This is a genomic window from Rhodanobacter sp. OR87 (assembly GCF_000473345.1).
Classification (GTDB): Bacteria; Pseudomonadota; Gammaproteobacteria; order Xanthomonadales; family Rhodanobacteraceae; genus Rhodanobacter; species Rhodanobacter denitrificans.
Map to the genome: position 1 here is coordinate 1 of NZ_AXBJ01000012.1, position 20,271 is coordinate 20,271.

A 20,271-nucleotide genomic window follows, 5' to 3' on the forward strand; every position below is an offset into this window, starting at 1 on the left:
CATGGCAAAGGGTAAATTCGAACGCACCAAGCCGCACGTCAACGTCGGCACGATTGGTCACGTGGATCACGGCAAGACGACGCTGACGGCGGCGCTGACGAAGGTCGGTGCGGAGCGCTTCGGTGGCGAGTTCAAGGATTACAGCGCGATCGACGCGGCGCCGGAAGAGAAGGCGCGCGGCATCACGATCTCGACGGCGCACGTGGAATACGAGTCGCCGAAGCGGCACTACGCGCACGTGGATTGCCCGGGGCATGCGGACTACGTGAAGAACATGATCACGGGTGCGGCGCAGATGGACGGCGCGATCCTGGTGTGCTCGGCGGCGGACGGCCCGATGCCGCAGACGCGCGAGCACATTCTGCTGAGCCGTCAGGTGGGCGTGCCGTACATCGTGGTCTACCTGAACAAGGCGGACATGGTGGACGACGCCGAGCTGCTCGAGCTGGTCGAGATGGAAGTGCGCGAGCTGCTGACCAAGTACGACTTCCCGGGCGACGACACGCCGATGATCCACGGTTCGGCCAAGCTGGCGCTGGAAGGCGATCAGAGCGAGATCGGCGTGCCGTCGATCGTCAAGCTGGTGGATGCGCTGGACACCTGGATCCCGGAGCCGGTGCGCGCGATCGACAAGCCGTTCCTGATGCCGGTGGAGGACGTGTTCTCGATCTCCGGCCGCGGTACGGTGGTGACCGGCCGTATCGAGCGCGGCGTGATCAAGGTGGGCGACGAAATCGAAGTGGTCGGCATCCGCGACACGCAGAAGACCACCGTGACCGGCGTGGAAATGTTCCGCAAGCTGCTGGACCAGGGTCAGGCGGGCGACAACGCCGGTCTGCTGCTGCGCGGCCTGAAGCGTGACGACGTCGAGCGCGGCCAGGTGCTGGCCAAGCCGGGCACGATCACGCCGCACACCGACTTCGAGGCCGAGGTCTATGTGCTGAGCAAGGACGAGGGTGGCCGTCATACGCCGTTCTTCAAGGGCTACCGTCCGCAGTTCTACTTCCGCACGACCGACGTGACCGGCGCGGTGACGCTGCCGGAAGGCGTGGAAATGGTGATGCCGGGCGACAACGTGAAGATGGTGGTGAGCCTGATCCACCCGATCGCGATGGACGAAGGCCTGCGTTTCGCCATCCGCGAAGGCGGCCGCACCGTCGGCGCCGGTGTGGTGGCCAAGGTCATCAAGTAATAGCTCTTGTGAGAAGTCCGGCATGGATGCCGGGTTGATCTTTGCGATCAGGGAGGATGGCTGAAGTAAAGGTCACGGGGCGAACGGAACCACACGCTGCCGGGATAACTCCCGCTGTTGAACCGGACGTGGCTGCGCCGCGCCGGTTAACGCCGGCCAAGTCAAGGTTGATGTTGTTTCGCACCCCTTCACTAATGCCAGATTTACCGGTATACTTCGCAGCTCACTTGTCGGACAGACGTGTTTCTGGACGACCAACCGCGAAATGAGGCGCAGGACGTGCTTCGAGTTCGCTGGCCGCGGATCGGCCTTCGCAAGTCGACGTGATCGCGGGGTGTGCCCTGTTGACACGTCGTTTCGTGCGAGATTCGGATGGTGCCAGGCGAGCGAACCGATGCTCGCCTGGTGTTTTTCAAAGGGGCCGACGAATCATTGAAGGCCTCGGGTTTGTGGCAAAAGGCAGTGCGGGGCGGTGAGAAGCCGCTTCGTTTCACAGAACGTTCTTTCGACAACAGGACACGGTTATGGCGAACCAGAAGATTCGGATTCGGCTGAAAGCGTACGATCATCGCCTGATCGACCGCTCGGCCAGCGAGATCGTCGAGACGGCAAAGCGCACGGGTGCCACGGTACTCGGCCCGATCCCGCTCCCGACCAAGATCGAGCGTTACACCATTCTGACGTCGCCGCACGTCGACAAGGATGCACGCGACCAGTACGAGACCCGTACCCACAAGCGTGTGCTCGACATCGTCGACCCGAACGACAAGACCGTGGACGCGCTCATGAAGCTTGATCTCGCCGCAGGCGTCGATGTTCAGATCAAGCTCGGTTGAGCGACAGACAGGATACGAAGATGAGTATCGGATTGGTTGGCCGCAAATGCGGCATGAGCCGACTCTTCACTGAAGATGGTCGTTCGATTCCGGTGACGCTGATTGAAGCGACGCCGAACCGGGTGACCCAGCTGAAGACGGATGACAACGATGGCTACAGCGCCGTCCAGGTTTCTGCGGGCAGCAAGCGCGCGAACCTGCTGACGCAGCCGCTGAAGGGTCATTACGCGAAGGCCAAGGTTGAGCCGGGTCGTGGTCTGTGGGAGTTCCGCGTGGCGGCCGAGGACCTCGGCAAGTATGCCGTGGGTACCGAGATCAAGGCGGATGAGGTGTTTTCCGTCGGCCAGATCGTCGACGTTGCCGGCGTGTCGAAGGGCAAGGGCTTCCAGGGCACGATCAAGCGCTGGAGCTTCAAGATGGGCGACGCCACCCACGGCAACTCGCTCTCGCATCGCGCGCCGGGCTCCATCGGCCAGCGCCAGACGCCGGGTCGCGTGTTCCCCGGCAAGAAGATGGCCGGTCACATGGGTGCCGTGCGCCGCTCGGCGCAGGGGCTGGAAGTGGTCAAGGTCGACGCCGAGCGCCACCTGATTGCGGTGAAGGGCGCGGTACCGGGTGCAACCGGTGGCGACGTCATCATTCGCCCGACGACCAAGGGTTGAGGAGAGTCGCCATGGAATTGAATGTCATTGGCGCCAAGCCGCTCAGCGTGTCGGACGAAGTGTTCGGCGGCGAGTACAAGAAAGCCCTGGTTCACCAGGTGGTGGTTGCCTACCAGGCGGCTGGTCGCGCCGGTACCAAGGCGCAGCTGTCGCGCGGCGAGATGTCCGGCACCACCAAGAAATTCAAGAAGCAGAAGGGCGGTGGTGCCCGTCACGGTGACTACCGTGCGCCGATCTTCATCGGCGGTGGCGTCACGTTTGCCGCCAAGCCGCGCAGCTACGAGCAGAAAGTCAATCGCAAGGCCTACCGTGTCGCGATCCGCTCGATTTTCTCCGAGCTGGCCCGCCAAGGTCGCCTGAAGGTCGTCGAGAGCTTCGGTGTCGAGACGCCGAAGACCTCCGCGATGGTGGCCAAGCTGGCTGAGCTGGAGGTTTCCGGTCGCGTGCTGCTGGTGTCGGAGGATGCCTCCGAGGCGTTGTTCCTGGCCGCGCGCAATATCCCGTATATCCATGTGCTGGACGTGATGGCGCTGAACCCGGTCAGCCTGGTCGGTTCCGACCATGTGGTGATGACGGTCGACGCCGTGAAGAAGGTCGAGGAGTGGCTGGCATGAACAACGAACGCATTCTCGATACGCTGCGCGCGCCGCACATTTCCGAGAAGTCGGCGCGCCTGGCCGAGCATAATCAGTACGTATTCGTGGTCGCCCCGACCGCAACCAAGGCTGATGTCCGCGTTGCCGTGGAGAAGATGTTCGACGTCAAGGTCGAGCAGGTGAACCTCGTCAACACCAAGGGCAAGGTCAAGTCCTTCCGTTTCCGCGCTGGCAGCCGCCAGGGCAAGCGCAAGGCCTATGTGCGTCTTGCCGATGGCCAGACCATCGACGTGTCCGCCAAGGCCTGAGCCAGGAGTTCTGTGAGATGGCACTAATCAACCACAAGCCGACCTCGCCGGGCCGCCGTGACGCGGTGAGCGTCCGCACGGAAGGCCTGTACAAGGGCGCGCCGTACGCGGCGTTGACCGAGTCGCAGTCCAAGACCGGCGGTCGCAACCACCACGGTCGCATCACCACGCGTCATCGTGGCGGCGGCCACAAGCAGCATTACCGCCTCATCGATTTCAAGCGCGACAAGGAGGGCATTGCTGCCCGCGTCGAGCGCATCGAGTACGATCCGAACCGCACCGCGCACATCGCGTTGCTGTGCTATGCCGACGGCGAGCGTCGTTACATCATTGCGCCGAAGGGCGTGCAGGTGGACGACCGCCTGGTGTCTGGCCGCGATGCGCCGATCAAGGCCGGCAACTGCCTGCAGCTGCGCAATATCCCGATGGGCAGCACCATCCATTGCATCGAGCTGCGTCCCGGCAAGGGCGCGCAGATCGCCCGCAGCGCAGGCGCTTCGGTGCAGCTGGTCGCTCGCGAGTCCGGGTACGCCACGTTGCGACTGCGCTCCGGCGAGATGCGTCGCGTCTCGGTCGACTGCCGCGCCACCATCGGCGAAGTGGGCAACGGCGAGCACAGCCTGAAGAAGCTGGGCAAGGCCGGCGCCAAGCGCTGGGTGGGTATTCGCCCGACCGTCCGCGGCGTGGTGATGAACCCGGTCGACCACCCGCACGGAGGTGGTGAAGGCAAGACTTCTGGCGGTCGTCATCCGGTCAGCCCGTGGGGCACGCCGGCCAAGGGTTACAAGACCCGCAACAACAAGCGCACGCAGCAGTTCATCGTGCGTCGTCGTACCAAGTAACAGGAAGCCGACATGCCGCGTTCTCTGAAGAAAGGTCCGTTCGTCGACCTTCACCTCGCGAAGAAGGTGGAAGCTGCGGTTTCCGCCCACAACAAGCGCCCGATCAAGACCTGGTCGCGCCGCTCGATGATCCTGCCGGAAATGGTCGGCTTGACCATCGCCATCCACAACGGCCGTCAGCACGTGCCTGTCCTGATCAACGAGAACATGGTCGGGCACAAGCTCGGCGAGTTCGCGGTGACCCGTACGTTCAAAGGCCATGTCGGCGACAAGAAGGGCAAGTGATGAGCACTGAAGCCAAAGCGATCCTGCGCGGCGCCCGCATCTCGGCGCAAAAGGCACGCCTGGTGGCTGATCTGGTCCGCGGTCTTCCCGTGGGCCGGGCCAGCGACGTGCTCACCTACACCAACAAGAAGGCCGCGCACCTGGTTCGCAAGGTGCTGCTGTCGGCCGTCGCCAACGCCGAGAACAATCTCGGCGCGGATGTCGACGAGCTGAAGGTGGCCAGCATCTTCGTCGACGAAGGTCCGGCGATGAAGCGCATGTATGCCCGCGCCAAAGGCCGCGGTTCGCGCATTCTCAAGCGCACCAGCCACATTACTGTGGTTGTTGGTAACTGACCGGGGACATAGACGATGGGTCACAAAGTTCATCCCACCGGTATCCGCCTCGGCATTGCCAAGGACTGGAACTCGAAGTGGTTCGCCAACAAGGGCGATTATGCCAAGTATCTCGTGGCCGACATCAAGGTCCGCGACATGCTGAAGAAGAAGCTGGCTGCCGCCGGTATCTCGAAGATCCAGATCGAGCGCCCGGCCAAGACGGCGCGCGTGACGATCCACACCGCCCGCCCGGGCGTGGTGATCGGCAAGAAGGGCGAGGATATCGAGAAGCTGCGCAAGGAAGTCAGCGACATGATGGGCGTCCCGACGCACATCAACGTCAACGAAGTGCGCAAGCCCGAGCTTGACGCGCAGCTGGTGGCCGAGTCGATCGCGCAGCAGCTGGAGCGTCGCATCATGTTTCGCCGCGCGATGAAGCGTTCGGTCGGCAATGCGATGCGCCTGGGCGCGCTGGGCATCAAGATCAACGTGTCCGGCCGCCTGAACGGTGCCGAGATCGCCCGTTCCGAGTGGGCCCGTGAAGGCCGCGTGCCGCTGCACACGCTGCGTGCCGACATCGATTACGGCTTCGCCGAGGCGAGCACCACCTACGGCATCATCGGCATCAAGGTGTGGGTCAACAAGGGCGAGATCTTCGACCTGACCCAGATCGGCCAGGAGTCGAAGGACGAGTCGCCCGCGCAGCCGCGCCGCGAAGGTGGCGAAGGTCGTCGTAACGATTCGCGTCGCGAGGCCGGTGACGGCCGCCGCGAGCGGTCTGCGAAGTAAGGAGAGTTGCCATGTTGCAACCCAAGCGAACCAAATACCGCAAACAGTTCAAGGGCCGTAACAACGGTCTGGCGCAGTGCTCCAACCTCGTCAGCTTTGGCGAGTACGGCCTGAAGGCTACGACCCACGGCGCGCTCACTGCACGTCAGATCGAAGCCGCCCGTCGTTGCATCACCCGCTTCGTCAAGCGTGGCGGCAAGCTGTGGATCCGCGTGTTCCCGGACAAGCCGATCACCAAGAAGCCGATCGAAGTCCGCATGGGCTCGGGCAAGGGCAGTGTCGAGTTCTGGGTCGCGCCGATCCAGCCCGGTCGCATGCTCTATGAAATCGAGGGTGTCGACGAGTTGACGGCGCGCGAGGCGTTCCGCCTGGCCGCCGCCAAGCTGTCGGTGCAGACCCAGTTTGTGACCCGGGCGGTGATGTGATGGCCAGCAAAGATATCAACAACCAGTCGGCCGAAGAGCTGCAGCAGCATCTGCTGGACCTGCGCAAGGAGCAGTTCAACCTGCGCATGCAGAAGGGTTCCGGCCAGCTCACTCAGCCGCACCAGCTCCGCCGCGTTCGGCGTGACATCGCCCGCACGAAATTCGTGCTCGGCGGCAAGAAGTAAGGGACGGCCGACATGAGCGACAACAACAAGCAGACGCGCACCCTTGAGGGCCGCGTCACCAGCAACAAGATGGACAAGACGGTCACCGTCCTGGTCGAGCGCCAGGAGCAGCACTGGCTGCTCGGCAAGATCATCCGCCGGTCGACCAAACTGCATGCGCAGGACGACCTGGGTGCGAACGAGGGCGACCTCGTGCGCATCGCGGAGTGCCGTCCGCTGTCCAAGACCAAACATCACCGCGTGGTCGAAATCATCACGCGCGCCAACGTCTAAGGGAGGGTGCAGACATGATCCAGATGCAAAGCACGCTTTCCGCAGCAGACAACAGCGGCGCGAAAGAACTGATGTGCATCAAGGTACTCGGTGGCTCCAAGCGCCGTTACGCCGCGATCGGTGACGTGATCAAGGTCACCGTGAAGGATGCGATCCCTCGCGGCAAGGTGAAGAAGGGCGAGGTTTACAACGCCGTGGTGGTGCGTACTGCCAAGGGTGTGCGTCGTCCCGATGGCTCGCTGATCCGTTTCGACGGCAATGCAGCGGTCCTCCTCAACAACAAGCTCGAGCCGATCGGCACCCGTATTTTCGGGCCGGTTACCCGCGAGCTGCGCAGCGAGAAGTTCATGAAGATCGTCTCGCTTGCGCCCGAAGTGCTCTGAGCGGAGTCAAGACAATGAACCGTATCCGCAAGGGTGATCAGGTCCTGGTGATCACCGGCAAGAACAAGGGTCAGCGCGGCGATGTGCTGCGTGTTGCAGGCGATCGCGTGTTCGTCTCCAACGTGAATCTGGTCAAGCGCCACACCAAGCCGAACCCCCAGGCCAACCAGGCTGGCGGCATCGTCGAGCGTGAAGCCTCGATCCATCTCTCCAATGTGCAGCTGTTCAACCCCGCCACGAACAAGGGTGAACGCGTCGGTGCCAAAACGCTCGCTGATGGGCGCAAGGTTCGCGTGTTCCGCTCGTCTGGCGAGGTGGTGGACGCGTAAGGAATCACGATCATGACCCGCCTTGAAAATTTCTACAAAGAGCAGGTAGTGCCGAAGCTCACCGAGCAGTTCGGCTACCAGAACGTGATGCAGGTTCCCCGCATCACCAAGATCACGCTGAACATGGGCGTGGGCGAAGCCGCGGGCAACAAGAAGGTGCTCGAGAATGCCGTGGCCGACATGGCCAAGATCTCCGGCCAGAAGCCGATCACGACCAAGGCGCGCGTGTCCGTGGCCTCGTTCAAGATCCGCGACGGCTGGCCGATCGGCTGCAAGGTCACCTTGCGCCGCGCCCAGATGTTCGAGTTCCTCGATCGCCTGATCAACATTTCGCTGCCGCGTGTGCGCGACTTCCGCGGTGTTTCGGGCAAGGCCTTCGACGGCCGCGGCAATTACAACTTCGGCATCAAGGAACAGATCATCTTCCCTGAGATCGACTTCGACCAGGTCGATGCGCTGCGTGGCATGGATATCTCCATCACCACCACCGCCAAGACCGACGAAGAAGCGAAGGCCTTGCTGGCAGCGTTCAGCTTCCCGTTCCGCAACTGATAGACGCGAGAGATACCCATGGCAAAGACCTCGATGGTCAACCGCGACATCAAGCGGACCAAGCTCGTCCAGAAATTCGCCACCAAGCGTGCCGAGCTGAAGGCGATCGTGCTGAGCCCCAGCGCTTCCTACGACGAGAAGATGGCGGCCCAGTCCAAGCTGCAGAAGCTGCCGCGCGATGCCAGCCCGGTGCGCCAGCGCACCCGTTGCGCGTTGACCGGTCGTCCGCGTGCCGTCTACGCCAAGTTCGGCCTGGGCCGCAACAAGCTGCGCGAAGCGACCATGCGTGGCGACGTGCCCGGCCTGCGCAAGGCCAGCTGGTAACCACCTTTCCGGGCCGGTCGACGGGATATTCCGTCGCCGGCTCACCCGGCGGGCTCAGCGTGCCGCCGGTAGATGCGACTACCGCATCGCTATTCGCCAAAACCTGAAAATGCTGTTATAGTCGGCGGTCTGCGCAAGGCAGGCCGGCGTCCGTGCCGGCTCACAATCTGATTGATTTCCGGTTTTATCGGATATCGGTGCACTCTGAAGGATGTTTTCATGAGCATGACTGATCCCATCGCCGATCTGTTCACGCGTGTCCGCAATGCCCAGGCCATGGGCAAGCCGACCGTGCGTATGCCGTCGTCGAAACTGAAGGTGGCGATCGCCGACCTTCTCAAGAACGAGGGCTACATCCTCGACGCCAAGACTTCCACCGAGGAAGGCAAGCCGGTGCTCGAGCTCAAGCTCAAGTATTTCGAGGGCCAGCCGGCCATCGAGCGCATTTCCCGTGTCAGCCGCTCCGGCCTGCGTGTCTATCGCGGCAAGGACGAGTTGCCGAAGGTCCTGGGTGGCCTGGGCATCTCGATCATCTCGACTTCCGCCGGTCTGCTGACCGATGCGCAGGCCCGCGCCAAGGGTCTGGGCGGCGAAGTCATCGGCCAAGTGGCATAAGGAGTCCATCAATGTCACGTGTTGCCAAACAACCAATTTCCCTGCCCAAGGGCGTCGAGATGACGGTCGGTAACGACGGAATCTCCGTGAAGGGCCCCAAGGGTACGCTGTCCGTGCATCACCTGCCGGGCGTCAGCATCGCCGTGGACAACGGCGTGGCGAACATCAGCCTGGTGGAAGGCGCCGACGACAAGTTCGGCGGCACCGCGCGCGCACTGCTGTCCAACATGGTCACCGGTGTCTCCACCGGCTACGAGCGCAAGCTTGAGCTGGTCGGCGTCGGCTACCGTGTTTCCATGCAGGGCAAGTCGCTGAACCTGAGCCTGGGCTTTTCCCACCCGGTGGTGTTCGATGCGCCGGAAGGCATCAGCATCGAGACCCCGACGCAGACCGAAGTCCTGATCAAGGGTGCGGACAAGCAGGCGGTGGGCCAGGTGGCGGCCAAGATTCGCGGCTTCCGTCCGCCGGAGCCGTACAAGGGCAAGGGCGTGCGTTATGCCGGCGAGAAGATCACCTTGAAGGAAGCAAAGAAGGCTTGATGCGGGTCCCTCCGCGAAGACCGGCCATCCATGGCCGGACTCTTCGAAAGAGCCGCTCATACTAGCCAATCCGCTTTCTGGAGACATGACGATGAACAAGAACGAAAACCGCCTGCGCCGTGCCAAGTCCACGCGGGCCCATATCCGCAAGCTGGCGGTCGCCCGCCTGTCGGTGCACCGTACGGGCCAGCACATCTATGCGCAGGTGTTCGACGCCTCCGGCAAGAACGTGGTGGCGGCTGCATCCACCGTACAGAAGTCGGTGGCCGAGGGCCTGAAGGGGACCAAGAACCTGGCTGCCGCCGCTGCGGTGGGCAAGGCCGTCGCCGAGCGTGCGAAGGCCGCGGGTATCGAAGCGGTGGCGTTCGATCGCTCCGGTTTCCGCTATCACGGCCGCATCAAGGCACTGGCCGACGCGGCCCGCGAGGCCGGTCTGCAGTTCTGAGCGACACCCGGGTCAGGGCACGTCCCTGATTTCCATTGCATCACCTACAACTCCAAGCGGCCCAGCCGCAAACGAAGTCCCGGTCCGCCGGGCACATGGAAAAGAACATGTCTTCTACCGATCGCGAAAATTCCGACGGCCTGCTGGAAAAGCTGATTGCCGTCAACCGTGTGGCCAAGACCGTCAAGGGTGGCCGCCAGATGAGCTTCACCGCGCTGACCGTGGTCGGCGACGGCGAGGGCAAGGTCGGCTTCGGCTATGGCAAGGCGCGTGAAGTGCCGGTGGCCATTTCCAAGGCGATGGAGCGCGCCCGCCGCCAGATGGTGAACATCGAGCTGAACAACGGCACCCTGTGGTATGCCGTGAAGGCGAACCATGGCGCGGCCCGCGTCTACATGCAGCCGGCCTCCGAGGGTACCGGCGTGATCGCCGGCGGCGCCATGCGTGCGGTGCTGGAAGTGGTCGGCGTCAAGAACGTGCTGGCCAAAGCCGTGGGTTCGCGCAACCCGATCAACTTGGTGCGCGCCACCATCAAGGGCCTGCAGGCAGTCGCCTCGCCCAAGAAGATCGCCGCCAAGCGTGGCAAGAGCCTGGAAGAGGTGCTCGGCAATGGCTAAGAAGAACGAAACCGCCGCCACCGTGCGCGTGCGCCTGGTCAAGGGCCTGCGCGGCGTGCAGGCCCGGCACCGCCTGAGCGTCAAGGCGCTGGGCCTGGGCAAGATCGATGACGTCCGTGAATTGAAGGACAGCCCGCAGGTCCGTGGCCTGATCAACACGGTCTACTACCTGGTTCGGGTCGAGGAGTAAGCATCATGCGTCTGAATGACATCAAGCCGGCCGCCGGTTCCCACAAGACGCGCCTGCGCGTCGGCCGCGGCATCGGTTCGGGCCTGGGCAAGACCGCCGGCCGCGGCCACAAGGGTCAGCACGCTCGCGCAGGCGGCACCCACAAGTATGGCTTCGAGGGCGGCCAGATGCCGCTGAATCGCCGGATGCCGAAGATCGGCTTCCGTTCGAAGAAGCAGGCCGAGAGCCAGGAAGTGTTCCTGTACCAGCTGGCCAGCCTCAAGGGTGACGTGATCGACGTCGTCGCGCTGCATCAGGCTGGCCTGATCAACGGCCGCGCGAAGAAGGTCAAGGTGGTCCTCAAGGGCGAGATCGGTCGCGCGGTGAAGTTGTCCGGTCTGCTGGCTACCGCCGGCGCCAAGGCAGCCATCGAGGCTGCCGGCGGCAGCGTGGAGTAATCAGGTGGCAGCAGCCAAGGGCAATGCACTCGGCAAGCTCGGCAAGCTGACGGAGCTTCGCCAGCGTATCTTCTTCGTGATCGGTGCGCTGGTGGTGTTTCGGCTCGGTTCGTTCATTCCGGTTCCGGGCGTCAACCCGGAGGCGATGACCAACCTGGTCAACGGCAATGGCCTGATGGACATGTTCAACATGTTCTCGGGCGGCGCGCTGGAGCGCTTCTCGGTATTCGCGCTGGGCGTGATCCCGTACATCTCGGCGTCGATCGTGTTCCAGATGATGGGCGCGGTGGTACCGAGCCTGCAGAGCCTGCGCAAGGAAGGCGAGGCCGGCAAGCGTAAGATGACGATGTACACGCGCTATGCCACGGTGGCCCTGGCGGCGTTCCAGTCGTTCGGTATCGCAGTGGCGTTGCAGGGGCAGGTTGCCGCGGGTGGCGCACCGGTGGTCTACACCCCGGGCTTCGGCTTCATCTTCTCGTCCGTGGTCGGGCTTACCGCCGGCACCATGTTCCTGATGTGGCTGGGCGAGCAGATGACCGAGCGCGGCATCGGCAACGGCATTTCCCTGCTGATCTTCGCCGGTATCGTGGCCGGTCTGCCGGGGGCGGTGGTGCATACCCTGGGCATGGCCAGCAACGGCGAGCTGTCGTTGATCAAGTTGTTGATGGTACTTGTTGTAACGCTGGGCGTGACTGGGTTCGTGGTGTTCATGGAGCGTGCCCAGCGGCGCATCACGGTGAACTACGCGCGGCGTTCCGGTGGGCAGAAGGCCTACATGAACCAGAGCTCGAACCTGCCGCTGAAGATCAACATGTCGGGCGTGATTCCGCCGATCTTCGCCTCCAGTCTGCTGATGTTCCCGGCGACTGCGGTGAGCTGGTTCAGCACGGGTCAGAAATCGCGCTGGCTGCAGGACCTGACCCAGGCGCTGAGTCCGGGCAACCCGCTGTACGAGACCGTCTTTTCGGTACTGGTGATCGGTTTTGCGTTCTTCTACACGGCGATCGTGTTCAACGCCGACGAGACTGCCGACAATCTCAAGCGTTCCGGAGCGTTGATCCCGGGTATCCGTCCGGGCAAGGCCACGGCCGGCTACATCGATGCGGTGATGACGCGCCTGACCGGTGTCGGCGCGCTGTATCTGGTGCTGGTCTGCCTGGTGCCGTCGTTCATGCAGAGCGCCTGGCACGTACCGTTCTATTTCGGTGGCACGTCGCTGCTGATCGTGGTGGTGGTGGTGATGGATTTCACGGCACAGGTGCAGGCGCACCTGGTCAGTCACCAGTACGAAAGTCTGCTCAAGAAGGCCAATCTCCGTCGCAACTAGTGGCTGCTGGGGCGAACGGGTCTGGTCGAAGTCGGAGGCTGGCGGCGCCTTGGTGCCGCAGGGCTTTCCAGTCAGGGTAATTCAGGTTAGAATTGCGCGTTTACCGCGCAAGAAACGCATCGGAGAAAGTACATCATGGCGCGCATCGCGGGTGTCAATTTGCCGGTCCAGAAGCATGTCTGGGTCGGTCTGCAGAGCATTTACGGTATCGGCCGCAGCCGGGCCAGGAAGGTCTGCGTGGATGCTGGCGTGGTTCCCACCACCCAGATCAAGTCCCTCAGTGAAGGCGAGGTGGAGAAGATCCGCCACGAGATCGCCAAGTACACCGTCGAGGGCGATCTTCGCCGCGAGGTGGGCATGGCCATCAAGCGCCTGATGGACCTGGGTTGCTACCGCGGCCTGCGTCATCGTCGCGGCCTGCCGGTGCGCGGCCAGCGCACGCGTACCAACGCACGCACCCGCAAGGGCCCGCGTCGCGCCATCAAGAAGTAAGTAACGGATTCCGAACATGGCCAAGCCTGTCAAGACCAAGAAGAAGATCAAGCGCGTTGTCACGGATGCCGTGGCCCACGTGCAGGCCTCCTTCAACAACACCATCGTCACCATTACCGATCGCCAGGGCAATGCCCTGTCGTGGGCGACCGCCGGCGGCGCGGGTTTCCGCGGTTCGCGCAAGTCGACCCCGTTCGCCGCCCAGGTGGCCGCCGAGAAGGCCGGTCGTGCCGCCGGCGACTACGGCGTGAAGACGGTGGAAGTGCGCATCAAGGGTCCGGGCCCGGGCCGCGAGTCGGCGGTGCGCTCGCTGAACGCGTTGGGCTACAAGGTGCTCAACATCATCGATGTCACGCCGATTCCGCACAACGGCTGCCGTCCCCCCAAGAAGCGTCGAGTCTAAGAGGTTGTTTTTTGCGATCATCCCTGATCGCGAAAATCAAAAACCGGCCTTCCTTGGCCGGACTATCGAAAGAGAAAAAACATGGCCCGTTATCGTGGAGCTACCTGCAAACTCGCCCGTCGTGAGGGTGCAGATCTCAGCCTGAAGAGCCCGGCGCGCGCGCTGGATTCCAAGTGCAAGCTGGAAAACAAGCCCGGTCAGCATGGCGCGAACAAGCGCATGCGCATGTCCGACTATGCCGTGCAGTTGCGCGAGAAGCAGAAGGTCAAGCGCATCTATGGCGTGCTTGAGCGCCAGTTCAGCAACTACTACACCAAGGCATCGACCCTCAAGGGCAACACCGGCGAGAACCTGCTGCGCCTGCTCGAGAGCCGCCTGGACAACGTCGTCTACCGTATGGGCTTCGCGGTCACCCGCGCCCAGGCCCGCCAGCTGGTCGCGCACAAGGCCATCCTGGTGAACGGCAAGAAGGTGAACATTCCTTCGTACCAGGTGCGCCCGGGCGATGCGATCGCGCTGACCGAGCGCGCCCGCAGCCAGCTACGCGTGCAGGAGGCGGCGACTGTGTTCGACACCATGGACTTGCGTCCGGGTTGGGTCGAAGTCGACAGCAAGAAGTTTGAAGGTATGTTCAAGTCGGTGCCGGATCGCGGCGATCTGCCGACCGACATCAATGAAGCCCTGATCGTCGAGCTTTACTCGAAGTAATTTTACCGGAGCTCTGCATGGCAGTTTCGTCAACTAGCGTGCTGCGGCCGCGTGGTCTCAGCGTCGAACAGCTCGGGGCCAACCGCGCCAAGGTGGTGGTCGAGCCGCTCGAGCGTGGCTTTGGCCACACCCTGGGCAACGCGCTGCGTCGCGTGCTGCTCTCCTCGATCCCCGGCAGCGCCATCGTCGAGGTGGAAATCGATGGCGTGCTGCACGAATACACCACCCTGGAAGGCCTGCAGGAGGACGTGATCGAAGTCCTGCTGAACCTCAAGGACGTGGCGATCCGTCAGCACAGCGGCGATGAGGTCACCCTGACCCTGTCCAAGAAGGGCAAGGGCGTGGTCACGGCCGGCGACATCGTCGTCGACCACTCGGTGGAGATCATCAACCCCGAGCACGTGATCTGCCACCTGACCAAGGACATCGCGCTCAACATGCGCCTGAAGGTGCGTCGCGGCGTCGGCTACCAGCCGGCCAGCGCGCGGCAGCATCCGGATGACGAGGCGCGTCCGATCGGCCGCCTGCAACTGGACGCGTCGTTCGCGCCGGTGCTGCGCGTGGCCTACGAAGTGGACGCGGCTCGTGTCGAGCAGCGTACCAACCTCGACAAGCTGGTGCTGGACATCGAGACCAACGGCACCATCGGCGCCGAGGATGCGGTGCGCAAGGCGGCCGAGATCATCAACGACCAGCTGTCGGTGTTCGGCGATTTCTCGCGTCGCGAGAGCGCCACCGACAAGGCGGAGAAGAGCGGTTTCGATCCGCTGCTGCTGCGCCCGATCGACGATCTGGAGCTCACCGTGCGTTCGGCGAACTGCCTGAAGGCCGAGAGCATCTATTACATCGGCGACCTGGTGCAGAAGACCGAGGTCGAGCTGCTGAAGACGCCGAACCTGGGCAAGAAGTCGCTGACCGAGATCAAGGACGTGCTGGGCGGTCGTGGCCTCGCGCTGGGCATGAAGCTCGAGAACTGGCCGCCGCCGGGCTTGTCGCACGGCATGCAGCTGGGTTGATGGAAAGCCGGGATCCCGTATCCCGAAAAACATAAGCGGATAGCCGCGGAAGGCCGGACGCAGGTGCCGGTCTTTCATAACAACAGACCAAAGAGAGTTCCGTCATGCGCCACATGAAATCCGGACGCAAGTTCAACCGGACCAGCAGCCATCGCGAAGCCATGTTCAAGAACATGGCTTCGTCGCTGTTCAAGCACGAGCTGATCCGTACCACCCTGCCGAAGGCGAAGGAACTTCGCCGCGTGGCCGAGCCGCTGATCACCCTGGCCAAGGCCGACGGCGTGGCCAATCGTCGCCTCGCCTTCTCGCGCCTGCGTGACAAGGAAGCGGTCGGCAAGCTGTTCGTCGAGCTGGGCCCGCGCTACAAGGAGCGCCCCGGCGGCTACCTGCGCATCCTGAAGTGCGGCTTCCGCGATGGCGACAACGCGCCGATGGCGTACGTCGAGCTGGTCGGCCGCCCGCAGGTCGAGGCCGTCGACGCCGAGTAAGGCGGCGGCCGCGGTCGATCAGGCCCGGCGTTCAGACGTCCATACGCGAAGCCCGGCCGGGTGACCTGCCGGGTTTTCGCGTATGGGGGCTTCGCCGGGCCGGGTATTTCTGTCCGATGCCGCTTGCCTGCTGACAGCGTCCAGGCGAACGGGTAATGTCATTGGTTCCGCAACGCAGCAATCCACCATGAATCCATTCCGTTGGTCGTACCGTGTCAGTTTCCTCGTCGGCTTCCTGGTCTGCGCGGGGCTGCTCGGCTTTGCGCTGTACGCCGAATACGGACTGGGCATGACGCCGTGCCCGCTGTGCGTCTTCCAGCGCATCGCGTTCCTGGTCATGGCGCTGTTCTTCCTGCTGGGCGCCCTGCATGCGCCGCGTGGCGGCGGCCGCTGGGCCTACACGGGGCTGGTGCTGGCCGGCGCAGCGGGCGGCATCGCCAGCGCCGGCCGCCATCTCTGGCTGCAGACCCTGCCGGCCGACCAGGTGCCCTCCTGCGGTCCCGGCCTCGGTTACATGCTGGACGCGTTCCCGTTTTCGAAGATGCTGAAGCTGGTCTTCACCGGTTCGGGTGAGTGCGCCAAGGTCGAACCGATCCTCGGTCTGCCGATGCCGACCTGGACCCTGCTGTGGTACATCGCGCTGGCCGTGCTGGCGATCGTGGCGGCGCGGCGCCGGTCGGCCGTGAAGTGAGCGTTCCCGTTGCCATCCAGGGTCGTGTGATGAATCCCGCCGTGTCCAACTTCCGTCTCCCCGCCGACTGGGCGCCCGACTCGTGGCAGCAGCGCATGGCGCTGCAGCAGCCGCATTACGACGATGCGGGGGAACTGGCCGCCGCCGGCGCCCAGCTCGCCCGGTTGCCGCCGCTGGTGACCTCGTGGGAAGTGCTTGCGCTGAAGCAGGCGCTGGCCGAGGCGCAGGAGGGCGGGCGCTTCCTGCTGCAGGGCGGCGATTGCGCGGAGAGCTTCGCCGACTGCACCAGCCCGGTGATCTCGAACCGGCTGAAGGTGCTGCTGCAGATGAGCCTGGTGCTGGTGCACGGGCTGAAGAAGCCGGTGCTGCGGGTGGGCCGTTTCGCCGGGCAGTACGCGAAACCGCGTTCGACCGATAGCGAGACCCGCGACGGCGTGAGCCTGCCGAGCTTTCGCGGCGACCTCGTCAACGGCCCGGAGTTCACCGCCGCCGCGCGCCGGCCCGATCCGCAGCGGCTGATCCAGGCGCATGCGCATTCCGCCCTGACCATGAACTTCGTGCGCGCGCTGATCGACGGCGGCTTCGCCGACCTGCATCACCCGGAGTACTGGGATCTGGCCTGGGTCGAGCACTCGCCGCTGGCTGCCGAGTACCGCCAGATGGTCGCGGCCATCGGCGACTCGTTGCGCTTCATGGAGACCCTGGCCGGTCCGATCGCCGGTTTCTCCAAGGTGGACTTCTTCACCTCGCACGAGGCGCTGCTGCTGCACTACGAGCAGGCACTGACCCGCCAGGTGCCGCGCCATCCCGGCTGGTTCAACCTGTCCACCCACTTCCCGTGGATCGGCATGCGCACCGCCGCGCTGGATGGCGCGCACGTGGAATATTTCCGCGGCATCCGCAACCCGGTGGCGGTGAAGGTCGGTCCTTCGGTGACGCCGGACCAGTTGCTGCCGCTGATCGACGCGTTGAACCCGGACGACGAGCCGGGCCGGCTGACCCTGATCCACCGCATGGGCAACGCGAAGATCGCCGCGGCGCTGCCGCCGCTGCTGGACGCGGTGAAGCGGTCCGGCCGCCGCGTGCTGTGGGTCGCCGACCCGATGCACGGCAACACCGAGAGTACCTCGAACGGTTACAAGACCCGCCGTTTCGACAACATCCGCGGCGAGCTCGACCAGGCGTTCGACATCCATGCCGCCGCCGGCACCCGGCTGGGCGGCGTGCATCTGGAGCTGACCGGCGAGGACGTCACCGAATGCATGGGCGGCGCCCGCGACCTGTCGGAGAGTGACCTCGACCGCGCCTACAAGTCGATGGTCGATCCGCGCCTGAACTACGAGCAGTCGCTGGAGCTGGCGATGCTGATCGTGCGCAAGTCGGCCGGGGCAATGCCGGCGCCCGAGTGATCAGCCATGACAGATGTCATGGCCGCAGACTGGCACTGTGCACTGGAGTGCGTGTGCCGGAAGCGTGACCATGGGTTCCTCTGACGGGGAGCATCGAACGGTGACCGAAAAGAATCCGGCGTCGCCGCGCGTCGACCTCTGGACGCTGCTGGGGCTGGTGCTGCTGCTGTTGCCTTTGCTGACCATGGCGCATGAGCTGATGGGACACGCGCTTGCCTGCGTCGCCAGTGGCCATCGGCCCAGCGAGCTGGGCGCGTATTACGTCGAGTGCCCCGGGACGGGTAGCTGGAGCAGACGCATCGTGGCGATGGCCGGTACGGGCGTGGACGCGATACTGGCAACGTTGGCCTGTCTCGCCTGGAGTCGGGCGAAACGGCCGCTGCCGCGGCTGGTGCTGTGGATCGTGTTCGCCGTGAAGGGCATGGTCGCCGCGGGTTACTGGATGTTTTCCGGGGCGACCAACCTCGGCGACTGGGGGCCGGACACGGGTGGCGGCATCGGCCCGCTGCCGTGGCCGTGGCTGTGGCGCGGTGTGATGTTCGCCGTAGGCCTGTACGTCTACATCGCGGTGGTCCGTCGGGCCATACGCATGATGTGGGCAATGCTGGGCGGCGGCGGGCAGGCCCGGCATGAGCAGCGGAAGATTGCCATGACCGTGTACGCGATCGGCGGCATGGTCGCCGCGCTCGTCAGCCTGCTGAATCCGCTGGGTATTGCGATCACCCTGATGTCGGCAGTCGCTTCAACGTTCGGCGGCACGGCAGGGTTGTTCAACGTGGCCTATGCCCGTGCCTGCAACGAACCGCCGCGCGATTTCGCGATCGGCCGCCATGGCGCCATCGTGGTCGCCGGCGTGCTGGTGACGCTGGTGTTCGCGGTGGTGCTGGGGCCGACGGTCTACCTGCGCTAGCGACGCGCTACGGCCGTTTTCCAGTTGCCACGGACTTGCCGCCCACCGTCTCCAGGAACTGCGGCGGCTGCCACGCGCCGGCATGTTGCTCGAAGCCGTAGGCGATCGAGATCAGCGTGGGCTCGCTCCATTTCGCGCCGAACAGCACGATGCCGACCGGCAGGCCGTGGGCGAAGCCGGCGGGTACGGTGATCGAGGGGTAGCCGGCCACGGCCGCCGGCTGCGAGGCGCCGCCCACGGTGGGGTCGCCGCTGACGATGTGGTCGCCGAGCACCGGGTCGGTCATGAAGGCCGGACCCCACGACGGCGCCAGCAGGGCGTCCAGGTGCTGCGCCTGCAAGGCGGCGTCGATGCCCTCCGGTCCGGACAGCCGCTTCGCCTTGGCCAGCGCATCCGTGTACGCCTTGTCGCTGAGCGGTCCCTTCTTCTCCGCCTGTTCGAACAGCTCCTGGCCGAACCAGGGCATCTCCTCGCCGGCGTGTGCCTGGTTGAATGCGATCAGGTCGGCCAGCGTCCTTGCCTTGAGGTCGCGGCGGTTGGCGAGGTAGGCGTTGATGTCGTGCTTGAAGTCGTACAGCAGCACGGTCATCTCCGGCTCGCCCAGCTCGGCCAGGTGCGGCAGCGTGACCGGGTCGACGATGATCGCGCCCTGCGCCTTCATCAGCGCGATCGCCTGCTCGAGCACGCGGTCGGCGTTAGGCTCGGCGCCGGCGAGCTGGCGCACCACGCCGATGCGCTTGCCCTTCAGTCCGTTCGGGTCGAGGAAGCGGGTGTAGTCGGTGGCGTGCCGGTCCGCTTCGGCGGTGGCCGGATCGCGCGGGTCGCTGCCGGCGATCACCGTGAGCAGGGCGGCGGCGTCGGCCACGCTGCGCGCCATCGGGCCGGCGGTGTCCTGGCTGTGGCTGATCGGCACGATGCCGCTGCGGCTGACCAGGCCCAGGGTGGGCTTGATGCCGACGATGCCGTTCATCGCCGCCGGGCAGATGATCGAGCCGTCGGTCTCGCTGCCGATCGCCAGCGTAGCCAGCCCGGCCGCCACTGCGGCGGCCGAGCCGGCACTGGAGCCGCAGGGGTTGCGGTCGAGCACGTAGGGGTTCTTGGTCTGCCCGCCGCGTCCGCTCCAGCCGCTGCTGGCGTGGTTGGAGCGGAAGTTGGCCCACTCGCTCAGGTTGGTCTTGCCCAGCACCAGCGCGCCGGCCTTGCGCAGCCGTTCGACCAGGCCGGCGTCGCGCGGCGCCGGCGCGTCGATGAGCGCCAGTGAGCCGGCGGTGGTGAGCATGCGGTCGCCGGTGTCGATGTTGTCCTTCAGCAGCACCGGAATGCCGTACAGCGGGCCGTGAGCCTTCGTGCGCTTCGTGTCGAGTGCGCCGGCCAGCGCCAGCGCCTCGGGGTTCGTCTCGATCACCGCGCGCAGGGTCGGGCCGGAGCGATCGATGCGCTGGATGCGGTCGAGCAACGCCTGGGTCAGCTGGCGGCTGTCCAGCGTGCCGGCGTCCATACGCTGCTGCAGCTGCGCGATCGATGCGTAGGCGGTCTCCGGCGTAGCGGCCTCGGCGGCCAGTGCGGAGCCGGCAAGCAAGGTGGCGACGAAGGCGGCGAGATGGACCGCTGAATGCTTCACGATGACCCCCGATATGACGAGCGCGGCACGCAGCCGTGTCGGCCAAGCTTAGCGCCAGCGTGACC

General features: G+C 64.6%; 32 protein-coding genes. 31 read left to right on the forward strand and 1 reads right to left on the reverse strand.

The genetic code is table 11. The features are described 5' to 3' along the window. Position 1: 1 nt before the first annotated feature. The 31 genes from tuf (at position 2) to RHOOR87_RS0111960 (ending at position 18,585) form a co-directional block, all read left to right on the forward strand. Positions 2-1,192 (forward strand): elongation factor Tu, encoded by a 1,191-nt coding sequence (tuf, locus tag RHOOR87_RS0111810; protein WP_027485133.1) that lies wholly within the window; start codon positions 2-4, stop codon positions 1,190-1,192. Between the two features lie 524 nt (positions 1,193-1,716). Continuing rightward, the gene (gene rpsJ / locus RHOOR87_RS0111815) at positions 1,717-2,028 is read left to right on the forward strand and encodes a 30S ribosomal protein S10 (RefSeq protein WP_007082173.1); all 312 of its coding nucleotides are present in this window, start codon (positions 1,717-1,719) and stop codon (positions 2,026-2,028) included. Positions 2,029-2,048: 20 nt separating this feature from the next. Beyond that, positions 2,049-2,690 (forward strand): 50S ribosomal protein L3, encoded by a 642-nt coding sequence (rplC, locus tag RHOOR87_RS0111820; RefSeq protein WP_027485134.1) that lies wholly within the window; start codon positions 2,049-2,051, stop codon positions 2,688-2,690. Between the two features lie 11 nt (positions 2,691-2,701). Further along, entirely contained in the window at positions 2,702-3,304 is a 603-nt protein-coding gene (rplD, locus tag RHOOR87_RS0111825) for a 50S ribosomal protein L4 (protein WP_027485135.1), read from the forward strand. Beyond that, positions 3,301-3,594 (forward strand): 50S ribosomal protein L23, encoded by a 294-nt coding sequence (gene rplW, locus RHOOR87_RS0111830; RefSeq protein ID WP_007513343.1) that lies wholly within the window; start codon positions 3,301-3,303, stop codon positions 3,592-3,594. Before rplD ends, rplW begins: the two co-directional genes overlap by 4 nt. Before the next feature lie 17 nt (positions 3,595-3,611). Further along, entirely contained in the window at positions 3,612-4,436 is an 825-nt protein-coding gene (gene rplB / locus RHOOR87_RS0111835) for a 50S ribosomal protein L2 (RefSeq protein WP_007513344.1), read from the forward strand. A gap of 12 nt (positions 4,437-4,448) precedes the next feature. After that, positions 4,449-4,721, forward strand: coding sequence for a 30S ribosomal protein S19 (gene rpsS, locus RHOOR87_RS0111840; RefSeq protein WP_007513347.1), 273 nt, complete (start codon positions 4,449-4,451; stop codon positions 4,719-4,721). Further along, positions 4,721-5,056, forward strand: coding sequence for a 50S ribosomal protein L22 (rplV, locus tag RHOOR87_RS0111845; RefSeq protein ID WP_007513348.1), 336 nt, complete (start codon positions 4,721-4,723; stop codon positions 5,054-5,056). Before rpsS ends, rplV begins: the two co-directional genes overlap by 1 nt. Positions 5,057-5,071: 15 nt before the next feature. Continuing rightward, entirely contained in the window at positions 5,072-5,827 is a 756-nt protein-coding gene (gene rpsC, locus RHOOR87_RS0111850) for a 30S ribosomal protein S3 (protein WP_007513351.1), read from the forward strand. An 11-nt stretch (positions 5,828-5,838) separates the two neighbouring features. Further along, the gene (gene rplP / locus RHOOR87_RS0111855; RefSeq protein WP_007513352.1) at positions 5,839-6,252 is read left to right on the forward strand and encodes a 50S ribosomal protein L16; all 414 of its coding nucleotides are present in this window, start codon (positions 5,839-5,841) and stop codon (positions 6,250-6,252) included. Then, entirely contained in the window at positions 6,252-6,437 is a 186-nt protein-coding gene (rpmC, locus tag RHOOR87_RS0111860; protein ID WP_007513354.1) for a 50S ribosomal protein L29, read from the forward strand. The genes rplP and rpmC overlap by 1 nt, the downstream gene beginning before the upstream one ends. 12 nt (positions 6,438-6,449) lie before the next feature. After that, entirely contained in the window at positions 6,450-6,710 is a 261-nt protein-coding gene (rpsQ, locus tag RHOOR87_RS0111865; RefSeq protein WP_027485136.1) for a 30S ribosomal protein S17, read from the forward strand. A 14-nt stretch (positions 6,711-6,724) separates the two neighbouring features. Next, the gene (gene rplN, locus RHOOR87_RS0111870; RefSeq protein ID WP_007513359.1) at positions 6,725-7,093 is read left to right on the forward strand and encodes a 50S ribosomal protein L14; all 369 of its coding nucleotides are present in this window, start codon (positions 6,725-6,727) and stop codon (positions 7,091-7,093) included. Between the two features lie 14 nt (positions 7,094-7,107). Further along, a complete protein-coding gene (gene rplX, locus RHOOR87_RS0111875; protein ID WP_027485137.1) occupies positions 7,108-7,422 on the forward strand; it encodes a 50S ribosomal protein L24 in 315 nt (104 codons plus the stop codon). Positions 7,423-7,431: 9 nt separating this feature from the next. After that, positions 7,432-7,974 (forward strand): 50S ribosomal protein L5, encoded by a 543-nt coding sequence (rplE, locus tag RHOOR87_RS0111880; protein WP_174315863.1) that lies wholly within the window; start codon positions 7,432-7,434, stop codon positions 7,972-7,974. Positions 7,975-7,992: 18 nt separating this feature from the next. Beyond that, positions 7,993-8,298 (forward strand): 30S ribosomal protein S14, encoded by a 306-nt coding sequence (gene rpsN / locus RHOOR87_RS0111885; RefSeq protein WP_007513366.1) that lies wholly within the window; start codon positions 7,993-7,995, stop codon positions 8,296-8,298. A 219-nt stretch (positions 8,299-8,517) separates the two neighbouring features. Further along, on the forward strand, positions 8,518-8,913 hold the full coding sequence (gene rpsH / locus RHOOR87_RS0111890; protein ID WP_007513367.1) for a 30S ribosomal protein S8: 396 nt from the start codon (positions 8,518-8,520) through the stop codon (positions 8,911-8,913). A gap of 11 nt (positions 8,914-8,924) precedes the next feature. Beyond that, a complete protein-coding gene (gene rplF / locus RHOOR87_RS0111895; protein WP_007513369.1) occupies positions 8,925-9,452 on the forward strand; it encodes a 50S ribosomal protein L6 in 528 nt (175 codons plus the stop codon). Between the two features lie 85 nt (positions 9,453-9,537). Next, entirely contained in the window at positions 9,538-9,897 is a 360-nt protein-coding gene (gene rplR, locus RHOOR87_RS0111900) for a 50S ribosomal protein L18 (RefSeq protein ID WP_174315851.1), read from the forward strand. Positions 9,898-10,004: 107 nt separating this feature from the next. Continuing rightward, complete coding sequence (gene rpsE / locus RHOOR87_RS0111905) at positions 10,005-10,514, forward strand: 30S ribosomal protein S5 (protein WP_007513373.1); 510 nt, start codon at positions 10,005-10,007, stop codon at positions 10,512-10,514. Then, a complete protein-coding gene (rpmD, locus tag RHOOR87_RS0111910; protein WP_007513375.1) occupies positions 10,507-10,704 on the forward strand; it encodes a 50S ribosomal protein L30 in 198 nt (65 codons plus the stop codon). Before rpsE ends, rpmD begins: the two co-directional genes overlap by 8 nt. Before the next feature lie 5 nt (positions 10,705-10,709). Beyond that, entirely contained in the window at positions 10,710-11,141 is a 432-nt protein-coding gene (rplO, locus tag RHOOR87_RS0111915; RefSeq protein WP_015447081.1) for a 50S ribosomal protein L15, read from the forward strand. A 4-nt stretch (positions 11,142-11,145) separates the two neighbouring features. Beyond that, entirely contained in the window at positions 11,146-12,468 is a 1,323-nt protein-coding gene (secY, locus tag RHOOR87_RS0111920; protein ID WP_015447082.1) for a preprotein translocase subunit SecY, read from the forward strand. Between the two features lie 135 nt (positions 12,469-12,603). Beyond that, the gene (gene rpsM, locus RHOOR87_RS0111925; RefSeq protein WP_007513382.1) at positions 12,604-12,960 is read left to right on the forward strand and encodes a 30S ribosomal protein S13; all 357 of its coding nucleotides are present in this window, start codon (positions 12,604-12,606) and stop codon (positions 12,958-12,960) included. Between the two features lie 16 nt (positions 12,961-12,976). After that, entirely contained in the window at positions 12,977-13,363 is a 387-nt protein-coding gene (gene rpsK / locus RHOOR87_RS0111930; protein WP_007513384.1) for a 30S ribosomal protein S11, read from the forward strand. Positions 13,364-13,444: 81 nt separating this feature from the next. Next, entirely contained in the window at positions 13,445-14,071 is a 627-nt protein-coding gene (rpsD, locus tag RHOOR87_RS0111935; protein ID WP_027485138.1) for a 30S ribosomal protein S4, read from the forward strand. 17 nt (positions 14,072-14,088) lie between these two features. Next, complete coding sequence (gene rpoA / locus RHOOR87_RS0111940) at positions 14,089-15,087, forward strand: DNA-directed RNA polymerase subunit alpha (RefSeq protein ID WP_007513388.1); 999 nt, start codon at positions 14,089-14,091, stop codon at positions 15,085-15,087. Between the two features lie 104 nt (positions 15,088-15,191). Continuing rightward, positions 15,192-15,575 (forward strand): 50S ribosomal protein L17, encoded by a 384-nt coding sequence (gene rplQ / locus RHOOR87_RS0111945; protein ID WP_007513389.1) that lies wholly within the window; start codon positions 15,192-15,194, stop codon positions 15,573-15,575. Between the two features lie 187 nt (positions 15,576-15,762). Beyond that, positions 15,763-16,266, forward strand: a complete 504-nt coding sequence (locus RHOOR87_RS0111950; protein WP_007513391.1) for a disulfide bond formation protein B — start codon at positions 15,763-15,765, stop codon at positions 16,264-16,266. 29 nt (positions 16,267-16,295) lie between these two features. Then, positions 16,296-17,675: a 3-deoxy-7-phosphoheptulonate synthase class II gene (locus RHOOR87_RS0111955; protein ID WP_007513393.1), complete on the forward strand. Its 1,380-nt coding sequence runs from the start codon at positions 16,296-16,298 to the stop codon at positions 17,673-17,675. Between the two features lie 100 nt (positions 17,676-17,775). Then, positions 17,776-18,585, forward strand: a complete 810-nt coding sequence (locus tag RHOOR87_RS0111960) for a hypothetical protein (RefSeq protein ID WP_027485139.1) — start codon at positions 17,776-17,778, stop codon at positions 18,583-18,585. A gap of 7 nt (positions 18,586-18,592) precedes the next feature. Here RHOOR87_RS0111960 and RHOOR87_RS0111965 read toward each other — a convergent pair whose 3' ends face one another. Then, positions 18,593-20,206, reverse strand: a complete 1,614-nt coding sequence (locus tag RHOOR87_RS0111965; protein WP_027485140.1) for an amidase — start codon at positions 20,204-20,206, stop codon at positions 18,593-18,595. Positions 20,207-20,271: the final 65 nt, after the last annotated feature.